Genomic DNA, 13,055 nt, shown 5'->3' on the forward strand with positions numbered 1-13,055 from the left:
CGGGTCCTGTCGTCGGACTCCCGTCCGCCCTGCGGGGCGGCGCGGCCCTCGGTCACCGCAGGGCGGGCTCGTCGAGGGTGAGCGTGCCCGCGTCGGCGTCCAGTTCGGCGTGCACCCCGAAGGGCACGGTGAGCGCTCCCTCGCAGTGTCCGAAGCCGAGTTCCTCCACGACGGGCACCCCGAGCCCGCCGAGCCGGTCGGCGAGGACCGGCCGCAGGTGCTCGTAGGGCCCACAGCGGTCCCAGGAGCCGAGCGCGACGCCCGCGACGCCGTCCAGCCAGCCGGTGCGCAGCAGGTGGGTGAGCGTCCGGTCCACGCGGTAGGGCTGCTCCCCCACGTCCTCCAGCAGGAGCAGCCCGCCGCGGGCGCCGGGCCGGGTGTGCGGGGTGCCCTGGCCGGTGGCGAGCAGGGTGAGGCAGCCGCCGAGGGTGACGCCCCGGGCGCGGCCGGGTGCCAGGCCGATGCCGGAGGAGGTGAGTGTGCGGACGGTCTCGGGGGCGAACAGGGTGGCCTTCAGGTGGTCCTGGGCGCGGGCGTCCTTGGCCAGGTCGCCGCCGGCGACGGGCCCGTACAGGGTGACCAGGCCGAGGCGGACGGCGAACGCCTCGTGGAGCGTGGTCGCGTCGCTGAAGCCGACGAACACCTTGGGGCCGGCCGCCCGCATGGCGTCCCAGTCGAGCAGGTCGACCATGCGCTGGGCCCCGTAGCCGCCGCGCGCGCAGATGACCGCGTCGACGGCCGGGTCGCACCAGGCCCGTTGGAGGTCGGCGGCCCGGTCCGCGTCGGTGCCCGCGAGGTGGCCGAGCGTGCCGTGGCGGTCGAGCACGTGCGGGGCGGCCCGCGGGTCGAGGTCCCAGCCGCGCAGGACGTCGAGGCCGGCCTGGAGCCGTTCCTCGGCGACGGGTCCGCTGGGTGCGACGACGGCGACCCGGGCGCCGGGGGCGAGCCGGGCGGGCCGCACGAGGTCCTTCACTGCGTGAACTCCAGGGTCGGGATGCCGGGCGGACGCAGCCCGAACACCTGAGCGTACAGGGAGAGCTCGGCCTCCAGGGCGCGCACCATCGTCGTGGCCCGCCGGAAGCCGTGCCCCTCCCCCTCGAAGGCGAGGTAGGCGTGCGGCACGGGGCGTCCCGCGAGGCGGGCCAGCAGGCGTTCGGCCTGGGCGGGCGGGCAGATCGGGTCGTCCAGGCCCTGGAGCAGCAGGAACGGCACGCCGATCCGGTCGGCGTGCTCGGCGGGCGAGCGTTCGGTGTAGCGGGCGGGCACCTCGGCGAGCGGCCCGACGAGGGTGTCGAGGTAGCGGGACTCGAAGTCGTGGGTCCCGCCCGTCGCCCAGGCCACCAGGTCGAGGACCGGGTAGGCGAGGGTGCCGCAGGCGTAGACGTCGGTGCCGGCCAGGGAGGCGGCGGCGGTCCAGCCGCCGGCGCTGCCGCCGCGGATCGCCAGCCGCCGCCGGTCGGCGGTGCCCTCCTCGGCGAGGGCGAGGGCGACGGCCGCGCAGTCCTCGACGTCGACCACGCCCCACTGCTCCCGCAGCCGGTCCCGGTACTCCCGCCCGTAGCCGGTCGACCCGCCGTAGTTCACCTCGGCGACGCCGATGCCGCGGGAGGTGAAGTAGGCGATCTCCAGGTCCAGCACGAGCGGGGAGCGGTCGGTGGGGCCGCCGTGCGCCCGTACGACGTACGGGGGCAGTTCGGCGTCCGGGGCGGCGCAGCCGGGGTGGTGGGGCGGGTGGACGTGGGCGTGGACCTCCCGGCCGCCGGGGCCGGCGAAGGTGCGGATCCGGGGTTCGGGGTAGTAGGCGGGGTCGACGGTGTCCTCGTGGGCGGCGCCGACGACCCGGGTGTGGCCCGTGCGGACGTCCAGTTCGACCACCTCGTGGGCGCTGCGCGGGCTCGCCCCGACGGCGACGACGCTCCCCCACCCTCCGGGCGGGGGTGCCCCCATCTCGCTTCGCTCGCCGTACGCGGCGAGCGTGGGCGCGAACTCGGTCCACGGCCCGGCCGCGTCGACGACCTCGCCGGTCTCCGGGTCGAGGACGCCGAGGCGGGCCGGTCCGCGGCCGTGGAGGACGGCGACGAGTCCGCCGTCCAGCGGGGCGAACCAGGACAGGCCCAGTTTCCACAGGGGACCGGCGAACTCCTCCGCGCGGGGGCAGACCGGCTCGTGGTCGCGGTACAGGTTCCACCAGCCCGTGCGGTCGCTGGTGTGGAGCAGACGGCCGTCCGCCGACCAGTCGACCTGGGCCACCGACTCCCGCGGCCCGCCCGCCACGACCTGTTCCGGGCCGAACGTCCCGTCGGCGCCGACCTCGGCGACGACGGCCTCGGTACCGTCCCACGGCATCCACGGATGGTCCCAGGCCAGCCAGGCGGCCCGCCGGCCGTCCGGGGAGAGCCGCGCCCCGGTGACGAACCGCCGCCGCCCGTCGGTGAGTTCGCGCACGGCCCGCCGGTCGTCCGCGGCCGATCCGTCCAGCGGTACGGCGGCCAGGACGCGGCGGACGTCGGTGGGCCCGTCGCCGGTGAACTCCTCCAGCACGCACCACACCTCGCCCCGCTCCGGCAGCACCCGGGGCTCCGCCCAGCGCAGTCCGCCGCCCACCGCCGAGACCGGGGTCAGCGGCCGGGGTGTGGCGCCGGGTTCGACGGCGTACAGCCGCTGGTCGTCGAAGTGCGTGAACACCACGAGGGGCCCTTCCCCGTGCGGCACGCCGGCCCAGGGCCGGCCGCCGTACTCCATGACCCGGCTGCGGACGTTCCAGGGCGCGGGCAGGACCGGTTCCTCGCCGCCGTCGGCGCGTCGGCGCACGAGGGTGCGCCGGCCGCCCTCGGCGGGCCGGGGCGCCGTCCACCACACCTCGTCGCCGACGAAGCCGACGTACTCGGGCCGCCCGTCGTGCGCGGCGGCGAGGCCCGCGTCGAGGGGCGAGGGCCAGGAGCCGTACGGCAGGATCTGCACGCTCTCCCCCGCGCTCTCAGGCCGTCCGCAGGAAGCGGTCGAGGACGCGGACGCCGAAGTGGAGGGCGTCGACGGGGACGCGTTCGTCGACGCCGTGGAAGAGGGCCTGGTAGTCGAAGCCCTCGGGCAGCCGCAGCGGCGCGAAGCCGTAGCCGGTGATGCCGAGCCGCGAGAACTGCTTGGCGTCCGTGCCGCCGGACATGCAGTACGGCACCACGTGCCCCTCGGGCGCGAACTCCTCGACGGCGGCGCGCATCCCGGCGAACGTGGGCGAGTCCAGGGGTGCCTGGAGGGCGGCCGTGCGGTGCACGTACTCCCAGTCGACATCGGGGCCGGTGAGGTCGTCGAGGGTCGCGCGGAACTCGTCCTCGCCGCCCGGCAGGAAGCGTCCGTCGACGTGGGCGACGGCCTCCCCGGGGATCACGTTGACCTTGTAACCGGCTTCCAGCATGGTCGGGTTGGCGCTGTTGCGGACGGTCGCCGCGACCAGCTCGGCGGCCGGCCCTAGCTTGTCCAGCAGGGTGTCGACGTCGTCGAGGCAGGGGTCGATGCCGTAGAGGACGGCGAGTTCGGTGAGCGCGGCCCGCACGGTCGGGGTGAGGCGCGGCGGCCACTCGTACTCGCCGATGCGGGTGACCGCGGCGGCGAGGCGGGTCACCGCGTTCTCCCGGTTGACCTTGGAGCCGTGCCCGGCCCGGCCGCGCGCGGTCAGCCGGAGCCAGCCGGTGCCGCGCTCGCCCGCCGCGATGGGGTAGATCTCGCGTCCGGCGCCGTCGTGGAAGGTGAACGCGCCGGACTCGCCGACGGCCTCCGTACAGCCCTCGAAGAGGTGGGCGTGCTCGTCGGCGAGGAAGCCGGCGCCGTCCTCGGCGCTGGCCTCCTCGTCGGCGGTGAAGGCGACGACGAGGTCGCGCCGGGGGCGGACGCCGGCGCGGGCCCAGGAGCGGACGACGGCGAGGATCATCGCGTCCATGTTCTTCATGTCGACCGCGCCCCGGCCCCACACCACCCCGTCGCGCACCTCGCCGGAGAAGGGGTGCACGGTCCAGTCGGCGGCCTCGGCGGGCACGACGTCGAGGTGACCGTGGACGAGCAGCGCGTCCGCGGACGGGTCGGTGCCCTCGATCCGCGCGACGACGTTGGTGCGGCCCGGGGTGCGTTCGAGGAGCACCGGTTCGACGCCCGCCTCCGCGAGCAGCGCGGCCGCGTACTCGGCGGCGGGCCGCTCCCGGCAGTCCCCGCCGCCCCGGTTGGTGGTGTCGATCCGGATGAGGTCGGAGGTGAACCGCACGACCTCGTCGTACGACCGGGCGTCAGCCATACTGCTCCTCCATCGCGGCCGAGACGATCGTCGTGACGGCCTTGAACGTGCGGATCCCCTCGTACATGGTGCCGCTGGTGTACGCCACCTTGCGCTCGCCGGTCCGGGCGACGCCCGGTACGACGGTGGCGGCCATCGCGAGGTGTTCGGCGTCGAACTCGACGGCGACCGTGAACGGCCCGGCCTGCACCGGCTCGTGGCGGACGGCGAGCCGCGCGGCGTCCTTCGCGGCCGCGCGGATGTCGGCCGCGGTGCGGGCCGGCGTCCGGCACACGGCCGCGTACCGCGACACATGGTCCTTGACCGCCACCTTCAGCGCCTCCGGCGCGTACCCGAGCGCGTCCTCGCAGGCCACGTCGTCCCCGGTGACCAGCACCACCGGCACCCCGTACTCGGCGACGACCCGCGCGTTGAGCAGCCCCTCGCTGGCCCGTACGCCGTCCAGCCACACCCCGGTGATGGAGTTGGCGAGGTAGGTGTGGGCGAGGACGCCCTCCATGCCGGCGCCGGCGTGGTAGCCGACGAACGCGACGGCGTCGACGTCGCCGTGCTGGACGCCCTCCACCATGGACAGCGCCTTGTGCCGCCCGGTGAGCATCTGCGCCCGCTCGTCGAGCCGTTCGAGGAGCAGGTTGCGCATGGTCCAGTGCGCCTCGTTGACCAGGACCTCGTCGGCGCCGCCGTCGTAGAAGCCGCGGACGGCGGCGTCGACGTCCGAGGTGAACAGGGCACGGCACCGCTCCCACTGCGGCGTCCCCGGCAGCACGTCGGCCGGCCAGGTGACGCCGGTGGCGCCCTCCATGTCGGCGCTGATGAGGATCTTCATGCCGTGTCACGTTACGTGATGTGCGGGCCCGTGCCGCGTCCACCGGAACATGCCCCCTGTATCGGCATATGCCAAGAGAAGACGCGAAGGGCCCGTTTCCCGCCGTCGGCGCTACTCTCGCCCTCCGAGCCGTGACCGGCCTCACACGGGGGGACACCGATGACGCATCCGGCCGAACGCGCCGTCATGACGCTGCGCACCCGGACCCGCGCGAAGCGCTCCGGCCGGCCGGAGCGACCGAACCGGCCGGGGCGCTCGAACCGGCCGGGGCACCCGCACCGGGCCGGGGCGCCCGTACCGGTACGGCGGGTGCCCGCGGTGCTCACGTGTCCTGCTCGCCCTGCTCGTCCTGCGTGGTCAGCCACAGCGTCACGGCGGCGGTGAGCGCGTCGAAGGCCGCGCGGATCTCCTCCCAGCTCCAGCCCTGCCGGTGCAGGACGAGGGCCGTCATCGTCATCAGGAACAGCGAGACCGCGGCCGGTTCGCCGTCGGGGCGGTGGGCTTCCATGGGGTCCTTCCCTCCACTCGGGCCGGCGTCGGGGCCGGCAGGAGGCAACGTCCCGCACCCGGCGGCGCCTTTCACGCCGCGGGAGATCGTCCGGCCCGTTCCGCGGACCAGGGAGGCCTTGTTCCGAGAAACACGCCCCTCTTTCCCGCTTCGGCCCATCCGCACCGGCCGGGCGCCCACACTGTGCCCCGGCGGCCGGACGGCCGCCGGGGACGCGCGGACGGCAGGCCCGCGCCGGCAGAAGGAGAGTTGTGACGACGACCGCACTGGTGTACCGCACCGACCGTGACCCGCTCGGCCCGGTCCACGACCTGCTGGCCTCGCCCGCGCTGCGCGAACTGGTCGAGATGTTCGACGGCGACTGGCCCGCCCGGGGCGGACCGCGCGAACGGCTGGCGAGCCTGGAGGCGTTCTCGGAGGTCTGGAACCTCCGCAAGGGAGACAGCCGGCTGGCGATCGCCGCCGACGACGGGACGCTGCCCACGGACCGGATCCTGGCCCTCGCCGGACAGTTGGGACTGGTGGAGCCTGCCCCCGTCACCGGCGGCCACTTCGACTGGGTCCTGGTCCTGGGCGGGCTGTCGACCAGCTGCCGCAGCCGGGCCGAGTACGCGGCGAGCCTGCTGGGACACGGTGCCCTCACCGCCGACGAGGTCTGCTTCATGGGCTCCTTCCGGGCGCTGCTGGAGGGCGAGCGGGACGACGCCCGGGAGTTCGCCCCGGGCGCCGGCACCGAGGTGGACATGCTGCGGGCCCTCGCCGACGCCGAGTTCCCCCCGGCCGCGCCGTGGGGCATCACCGTGGACGGCGACCCCCAGGCGGCCCCGCGCCTGGCGCAGTTGCGCGGGGAGCGGCCGGGCAAGCCGGGAGTGCGCCTGTACGCCGCCCGCAGCAGCGACCCGTCCCGCAACGCCAACACGGCCGACACCTACCGCCAGTTCGCCCGGGACGTCCGTCTGGACGCCCGACGGGTGCTGCTGGTCACCACCCACATCTACGCGCCGTACCAGCACATGGACGCCGTACGGGTCCTGGGGCTGCCGTTCCACAGCGAGATCGAGACCGTCGGCACGCCCCCGCACCTGTCGCGGCGTGTCTTCGACGCTCCCTGGTACCTCCAGGAACTGCGCTCCACGATCCTCTCCGCCCACGCCCTGGTCGTCGCGTGCGAGGCGGAGGAGTAACGCATGACAGCGGGACACGGCGGCCGGTTACCGGCCGCCGGGCGGGTGACACCCGATCACGTCGTACGGCTGATGCGGGTCTTCGAGGACCTGATGGCCGGCAAGGGCCTCGCCGCGACGGAGCTGGCGGGGCTCGGGCCGTGCGCGATCGGGCTGGTCGACGCGCGGGGCTGGCGCGCGGACGGCCTGCACCGGGTGCGGGGGTGCCTGGAGCGGGCGGTGGCCGGGTTCGTGCGCCGGGGCGACGCGGCGGGCCTGCGCAAGGGGCACACGGCGCCGGCGGTCGCCGCGTCCGTACGGGCGGCCGTCGGCCTGTCCCACTACCCCGTGCCGGACCGCCTGGCGGAGGGCGGTGAACGGCGCACCGACAGCGGGAACGTCGCCGCCTGGCGGGCCAAGGTCGCGTCGGTCGCCCTGACGGAGGTGCAGCGCTGGTGCGACCGGGAGTGGGCCGGGGCGGGCCGCGGCCACGTGGCGCCGCCCGCGGAGGACTACCCGTACTGGTGCGACGCGCCCGCCGACTGGCCGCCGCCGTGGGACCTGCGCGCCCTGACGGACGCGGCGGAACGCGTCATGGACCGGCTCTCCCCGCGGGGCCGGGAGACCGTCACCCCGCGGACGCTGACCCTCATCGGCCGCGCGTGGGCGCTGCGGGAGGCGGACCGCTACCTGGATCTCACCCGGTTCGTCCGGCAGGCCGGCGCGACGGCCGTCGTACCGGGGCTGAAGAACGGCGTCCGGGCGCGCAGCTTCCTCCAGCACGACGTCGTCGCCGCCTGGCGGCCGCCCGCGCTGTTCCTCGGCGCCACCGACGCGCCCGCCGTCCTGGCCCGCCCGTCCGCCTTCAAGGGCGCCGACCTGTTCCGGGAGGCGGGGGCCGCCGCCCTGGCGCTGGCCTTCCACCGGCTGACCTGCTCCCCCGACCTCCTGGTGGGCGAGATCGCCTCGTACGTCGCCACCACGGTCCTGGGAGGCACCGCCCGCGCGGGGTCCCGCAAGGACCTGGCGCTCACCCTGTCGGCGGCGGAGATGAAGGCCCTGCACGACCTGGTCGCCCCGCCCCGGCCGACGCTCGACCGGCCCGGGAACGTCTCCGCCGACTGGCGGGCGCTGGACGGGCCGGTCTCCGTCCGCGCCCTGTGCGAGCTGGCCACCCTCTCCCGCAACCAGCCCCTGTTCCGGTCCGGGACCATCACCCAGTACATCGAGCTCCGCCGGCAGCTCGGCCCGCTCGACGACCCCGACTCCCCGTTCCCCCCGCACGAACGGCGGGCGCTGGCCCGCGCCGACCAGAGCGTCGAGTGGGACGCCGTCCACTACTCCGGCAGAACGGGCGGACAGGCGGGCCTGCTCGAACGGCTCCAGCAGGTGATCACCCGCTTCCCCAGCGGCTCCCATCGCGGGTACGCCACCCACCGCCACCGGGGGAAGGCCGTCGCCGCCAACAAGAACGGCCACCGGCACACGGCCCTCCACTGGGCGATGCTGGGCCACTTCGACCTGGAGAACCTCCGCCGGGCCGGCCTCGTCACCGACGAGCTGGAGCTGCTGGAGGCGGGCCACCAGCACGCGCTGTGCATCACCGGGATCTGGGTGAAGTGGCTGGAGGAGGCGCTCGCCCACGGCGACCGGCTGGCCACGCCCGCCTGGGTGCACGCCCGCTACGCCCACCACTGGGCGGCGCGGACCCGGCACCGGCTGGAGCGGCTCGGCGCGGCCCGCCCGCTGCCCCGGACGAAGGTCTGGTGGACGGAGGACGAGAGCGACCGGCCGGGCATCAGCACCCGGCGCTGGCTGGTGCAGACGACCCGGCTGTACCTGCGCGCCCAGCTCGGCGCCCGCACCGCCCTCCTGGCCGGGCTGGCCACGGTCGACGACCTCACCGGGGTGCGCGCGGACCGGGCGGGGCCGCCGATCCCCGAGGCGAGCCTCGGTCCGGAAGCCGTCCTCGGCACCTACCGGGAACTGCTGCGGCTCACGGAGATCACCGCGCAGGCCGACGGCCCCGAGACCACCCAGCTCGCCCTGTGGATCGGCTTCCTCAGCGACGGCGGCATCCCGGCCGTCGAGGTGAGCGACGACAACGCGGCCGCGGAACTGTCCGCCCTCGGCCACCTCGTGCCCAGCCCCGACGTCTACGCGGCGCTCCCGGTCCACGACGGCTTCCGCCGCATCGAACTGGACACCGTCGCGGCCACCCGGTACCTGCGTTCCCGCAACTGGGACGCCGGCCTCCTCGGCCGGGTGTCCGTGCCGCCGCCGCGCGGAGGCACCCGCGGTCAGGGCAGGGTCTTCCACGCCCTCGACCGGACGGGGGCGTTCCGCAGCTGGCGCGCCGCCTGGGACTGCATGGAGTCCGAGGCCGCCACCTGAGACCGTCGCCCGGGGCCGCCGCCCGAGGCCGCCACCTGAGGCCGCCACCTGAGGCCGCCGCCCGAGGCCGCCGCCTGGGGCCGTCGCCTGGGGCCGTCGCCTGGGGCCGTCGGCGGGCGAGGGGCACCCCGCGGGGAGGTGCCCCCTCAGGCCGTCCGGCCGGCGACGATCCACTTCGACGGCAGCGCTATCCGGGTGCCGTCGGGCAGGAACTCCGTGGTGGTGAGGGGGAGGTCCCCGGCGGCGAGGACGGAGAGTCCCGCGGCGCCCAGGTAGACGGGCACCGCGTCGTCGGCGACCTCGCCGGGGGCGATGCCGTGCCGGAGGACCGGCTCCAGCTTCGGGGGCGGTCCGTCGGGGCCCTCGGCCAGGCTCGCGAGGACCGGGCGGGCCGCCTCGGCCAGCTCGACGAGGAAGGCCCGGCCGCGGCCGCCGAGGAGCGTGGCGATCCCGTCCACCAGCGGCTGCCGGTCGTCGGGCTCGCACTGGTGCAGGACGCCTCTCATGTAGACGTTGGCGTCGCCGAGTTCGGCGTGCAGCGCCTCGGCCGCGCCCTGTTCGGCGGCGTCCAGCAGCCGGTACGCCGCCTGCCCGGCGGGGTCGGCGCGGCGGGCGTGGTCCAGGGCCGCGGCGGCCAGGTCGGCGCCGACGACCTGGGGGAAGCGGTCGGCGAGGAAGCGGGTCTGGGTGCCGTTGCCGCAGCCCAGGTCGATCAGCGGCAGGTTGGGGTCGACGAGCCGGGGCTCGAAGTGGGCGAGGTGGTGGGCGGCGGTCACCGCCGGGTCGGCGTCCCAGAACACCCCGCCCGCCTCCCCGGGGGCCTCGCGCCAGAAGCCCTCCCAGGCCTCCCGGTACCGACGCGTCACGCTCATGCCCAACTCCCCTGCATACGAGGCCGATCCGCCGTAGTGACGGGCCAGTACGGTGTATCGCTCCCCGGGAGCACGGACAAGCGCACCAGGTGATCCGCCACGCCCCGCCCGTACGCCCGGAGCGCGCCGGGGTGTGCAGGGGGCAGGCCGGAGCGCGCCCGCCGTGCCTTCGGCGCTCTCCGGCCGGCGTCAGCGCCGGGGCAGCGTCAGTTCGAAGCGGACCGACTTGCCGTCGGCCGTGCGGCTGGAGCCCCACTCGCGGGCCAGCGTGCTCACCACGCGCAGCCCCCGTCCCGCCTCGTCGCCGGGCCCGGCGCTCAGCAGGGTCGGCAGCTCGTGGTCGTCGTCGTCCACCTCGCACAGCAGGGTGTCCCCGCGGACGAGCCGCAGGGCGACGGGCCGGCCGTGGGAGTGCCGCAGCGCGTTGGTGACCAGTTCGCTGACCATCAGCTCGGCGGGGTGCGCGAGGCCGGACAGCCCCCAGTCGTGGAGCTGCTCGCGCACCACCGCGCGGGCCCGGGCCGCCTCGCGCGGGTCGAGGGGGAAGGTCCACTCGGCGACGTCGCCGGCAGCGATGCCGTTGAGGCGTGCCATGAGCAGGGCCACGTCGTCCTTGCGGCCGCCCCGCGGGTTGAGGGCGCGGACGATGGTGTCGCAGGCGTCGTCCATGGAGGCGGCCGGATGCGCGGCGGACGCGCACAGGGCCGCCAGGCGCACGCCGATGTCCTCGCCGCGCACCTCGACCAGGCCGTCGGTGCACATCACGAGCCGGTCGCCGGGTTCCACCCGGACGCGGACCGCCTCGAACGGCACGCCGCCGACGCCGATCGGCGCGCCCGTGGGCAGGTCGAGCAGTTCGCTGCGGCCGTCGCCGGCCCGGACCAGCACCGGGGGGATGTGGCCCGCGTTGGCGAGGTGGAGTTCGCCCGCGACCGGGTCGTAGACGGCGTACAGACAGGTCGCGAGGTAGGTGTCGCCCAGGCGCTGGGCGAGGTCGTCGAGGTTGCGCAGGAGCTGGGCGGGCGGCAGGTCGAGGGCGGCCATGGTCTGCACCGCCGTACGCAACTGGCCCATCATGGCGGCGGAGTCGAGGCCGTGCCCCATGACGTCGCCGACGACGAGGGCGGTGCGGGCGCCGGGCAGTTTGACCGAGTCGAACCAGTCGCCGCCGACCCGTCCGAGCAGGGTGCCCGGCAGATAGCGGGTGGCGATGTCGCAGCCGGTCCTGCGCGGCGGGATGCGCGGCAGCATGCTGTCCTGGAGGGCCTCGGCGACGCTCTCCTGGTAGGTGTACATCCGGGCGTTGTCGAGCACGAGGCCCGCGCGGGCGGCGAGTTCGGCGCCGGTGACCCGGTCCATGTCGTCGAACTCGGCGCGCTCGGGGTGCCGCAGCAGGATCATGAAGCCGAGGACGACGTCGCGGGCCTTGAGCGGGACGACGAGCAGGGAGCGGCCGGTGATCAGGGGCCGGATGTCGCGCTTCTCGAACTGCGAGGCGATGGCGTGGCCCATCCGCTCGCCGACGCGCGGCACGAGGACCGGCTCGCCCGTGGTCATGCACCGGAAGAACGGGGTGTCCGCCGGGAAGGGCATGGCCTCGCCGACGGGGACCACGTCGTCCCAGCGGCCGGGTTCGTCGGTGTGCTCCACGGCGACCCGGTGCCACAGGGTGGTGGTGTCCGGCACCCCCTCGGGGAAGCCCTCGCCGGCGACGACCTGTTCCCGCAGATAGGTGCCGGCGACATCGGTGAAGCGGGGGACGACGGCCTTGCTGACCTCTGCGATCGTGCGGGAGAGGTCGAGGGAGGTGCCGATGCGGCCGCTGACCTCGTTGAGGAACTCCAGGCGTTCGCGGACGGCCGCGTGTTCGAGGTCCTCGCCCTCGTCGTCGAGGTCCTCGCCCTCGTCGTCGAGGTCCGCCGGCGCGGGCAGGCCCTCGGCGGCGGCACGGGCGGCGCGCTCGCGGCGGGCCCTGCGTTCGGCGCGCCGGGCCACACCCCAGTCGGGGGTGACGGGCACCCGGTCGTTCTGGCTGAACTCCAGGACGGGATAGCCGAGTTCGAGGACCTGGCCGACGATGCGGGCGCTCTCGCCGACGCTCATGCTGGGCAGGATCTCGGGGAGCCGGCGGGCGAGGTCGGCGGCGCCGGGGAAGTCGGTGTGCAGGGCGAAGCCGGGTGCGATGCGCTCGACGAGCGGACCGTCCGCCTGTTCCCGGTGGTACAGGGCCCGGGCGTCGGCGGCCAGCACGAGCAGCCGCTCCCGGCCCGGTCCGACGAGCGGGTACGCCCACCACAGCACGTCGACGCGGTCCCTCCCGCACCCCGCGGGCGGGGGAACCCCCGTCTCGCTTCTTCGCCCGGGCACCGTCAGCCGGGCCCGTCCCGCGGCCGGGTAGCCGAATCCGCCGTCGAGGGAGTCGCCCAGCCCCGGGCCGAGTCCGTCGGCGGCCGCGTCCTGCGCGTACGGGAGGTCACTGTCGTACGGGAGGTCCTCGTCGTCCTCGGGGAGGGCGCCGGAGACGGGCAGGAGGTCGATCGCGTCCTGGCCGATCGCCTCGTCCTTGGGGACGCCGAAGAGGCGGCGGGCGCCGCTGCTCCAGTGGGAGACGAGGCCGTCGCGGTCGACCACGACCACGGCGAGCGGGACGCGTCCGGCATCGGCGGGACCGGCCGCCGTACCGCTGTCGGCTCCGCGGCTGGGAGGCGTGCCCCTGTCGGTGCCACGGTCCATGGCCCAGACCTCTCTCCCCAGAGCTGTGCAAGATCCGTCCCCGCAGCCACCACCGTACGGCGCACGTCGCCGGGCATGTGCGGCAATCCTGGAATTGGTTTCACCGCGGCGACGACGGGTACAGAGGGGGCCCTGTCCGGTCAGGTCCGGTTCCATCAGGTCCGGTCACGTCCGGTCCGGTCGCGTCCGGTCCGGTCGCGTCCGGTTCGGTCGCGTCCGGTTCGGTCGCGTCCGGTTCGGTCCGGAGGGAGAACGGCCGAAACGGCGAAAGGGCCCG

The 13,055-nt window shown here is 75.5% G+C and carries 9 protein-coding genes; 2 read left to right on the plus strand and 7 right to left on the minus strand.

Translation table 11 applies throughout. From position 1 onward, the window contains the following. Window positions 1-52: 52 nt before the first annotated feature. From ACFYWQ_RS10195 to ACFYWQ_RS10215, 5 genes are all read right to left on the minus strand, one after another. Window positions 53-973 carry an LD-carboxypeptidase gene (locus ACFYWQ_RS10195; RefSeq protein WP_389514680.1) on the minus strand — a complete coding sequence of 307 codons (921 nt, stop codon included), beginning with the start codon at window positions 971-973 and terminating at the stop codon, window positions 53-55. Continuing rightward, complete coding sequence (locus ACFYWQ_RS10200) at window positions 970-2,961, minus strand: prolyl oligopeptidase family serine peptidase (RefSeq protein ID WP_389514682.1); 1,992 nt, start codon at window positions 2,959-2,961, stop codon at window positions 970-972. Before ACFYWQ_RS10200 ends, ACFYWQ_RS10195 begins: the two co-directional genes overlap by 4 nt. Window positions 2,962-2,977: 16 nt before the next feature. After that, on the minus strand, window positions 2,978-4,282 hold the full coding sequence (locus ACFYWQ_RS10205; RefSeq protein ID WP_389514683.1) for a M20/M25/M40 family metallo-hydrolase: 1,305 nt from the start codon (window positions 4,280-4,282) through the stop codon (window positions 2,978-2,980). Beyond that, window positions 4,275-5,108: a M55 family metallopeptidase gene (locus ACFYWQ_RS10210; protein ID WP_389514685.1), complete on the minus strand. Its 834-nt coding sequence runs from the start codon at window positions 5,106-5,108 to the stop codon at window positions 4,275-4,277. Before ACFYWQ_RS10210 ends, ACFYWQ_RS10205 begins: the two co-directional genes overlap by 8 nt. A gap of 322 nt (window positions 5,109-5,430) precedes the next feature. Then, entirely contained in the window at window positions 5,431-5,616 is a 186-nt protein-coding gene (locus tag ACFYWQ_RS10215) for a hypothetical protein (RefSeq protein ID WP_389514687.1), read from the minus strand. Between the two features lie 251 nt (window positions 5,617-5,867). Between ACFYWQ_RS10215 and ACFYWQ_RS10220 the strand changes: the two genes are divergently transcribed. Together ACFYWQ_RS10220 and ACFYWQ_RS10225 are read left to right on the plus strand one after the other, a co-directional pair. Continuing rightward, window positions 5,868-6,800, plus strand: a complete 933-nt coding sequence (locus ACFYWQ_RS10220) for a hypothetical protein (protein ID WP_389514688.1) — start codon at window positions 5,868-5,870, stop codon at window positions 6,798-6,800. Window positions 6,801-6,803: 3 nt separating this feature from the next. Beyond that, the gene (locus ACFYWQ_RS10225; protein WP_389514690.1) at window positions 6,804-9,173 is read left to right on the plus strand and encodes a hypothetical protein; all 2,370 of its coding nucleotides are present in this window, start codon (window positions 6,804-6,806) and stop codon (window positions 9,171-9,173) included. A gap of 146 nt (window positions 9,174-9,319) precedes the next feature. On the opposite strand, the gene ACFYWQ_RS10230 is transcribed toward ACFYWQ_RS10225, so the two are convergent. Then, the gene (locus ACFYWQ_RS10230) at window positions 9,320-10,045 is read right to left on the minus strand and encodes a methyltransferase domain-containing protein (protein WP_389514692.1); all 726 of its coding nucleotides are present in this window, start codon (window positions 10,043-10,045) and stop codon (window positions 9,320-9,322) included. Window positions 10,046-10,234: 189 nt separating this feature from the next. Then, a complete protein-coding gene (locus ACFYWQ_RS10235) occupies window positions 10,235-12,778 on the minus strand; it encodes a SpoIIE family protein phosphatase (RefSeq protein ID WP_389514694.1) in 2,544 nt (847 codons plus the stop codon). Window positions 12,779-13,055: the final 277 nt, after the last annotated feature.

It is taken from the genome of Streptomyces sp. NPDC003247, from assembly GCF_042888135.1.
Taxonomy (GTDB): Bacteria; Actinomycetota; Actinomycetes; order Streptomycetales; family Streptomycetaceae; genus Streptomyces.

Coding starts and splice junctions, on each gene's coding strand:
- ACFYWQ_RS10205 (WP_389514683.1), bottom strand. CDS start 4,282: ATGGCTGACGCCCGGTCGTACGACGAGGTCGTGCGGTTCACCTCCGAC.
- ACFYWQ_RS10210 (WP_389514685.1), bottom strand. CDS start 5,108: ATGAAGATCCTCATCAGCGCCGACATGGAGGGCGCCACCGGCGTCACC.
- ACFYWQ_RS10215 (WP_389514687.1), bottom strand. CDS start 5,616: ATGGAAGCCCACCGCCCCGACGGCGAACCGGCCGCGGTCTCGCTGTTC.
- ACFYWQ_RS10225 (WP_389514690.1), top strand. CDS start 6,804: ATGACAGCGGGACACGGCGGCCGGTTACCGGCCGCCGGGCGGGTGACA.
- ACFYWQ_RS10230 (WP_389514692.1), bottom strand. CDS start 10,045: ATGAGCGTGACGCGTCGGTACCGGGAGGCCTGGGAGGGCTTCTGGCGC.
- ACFYWQ_RS10235 (WP_389514694.1), bottom strand. CDS start 12,778: ATGGACCGTGGCACCGACAGGGGCACGCCTCCCAGCCGCGGAGCCGAC.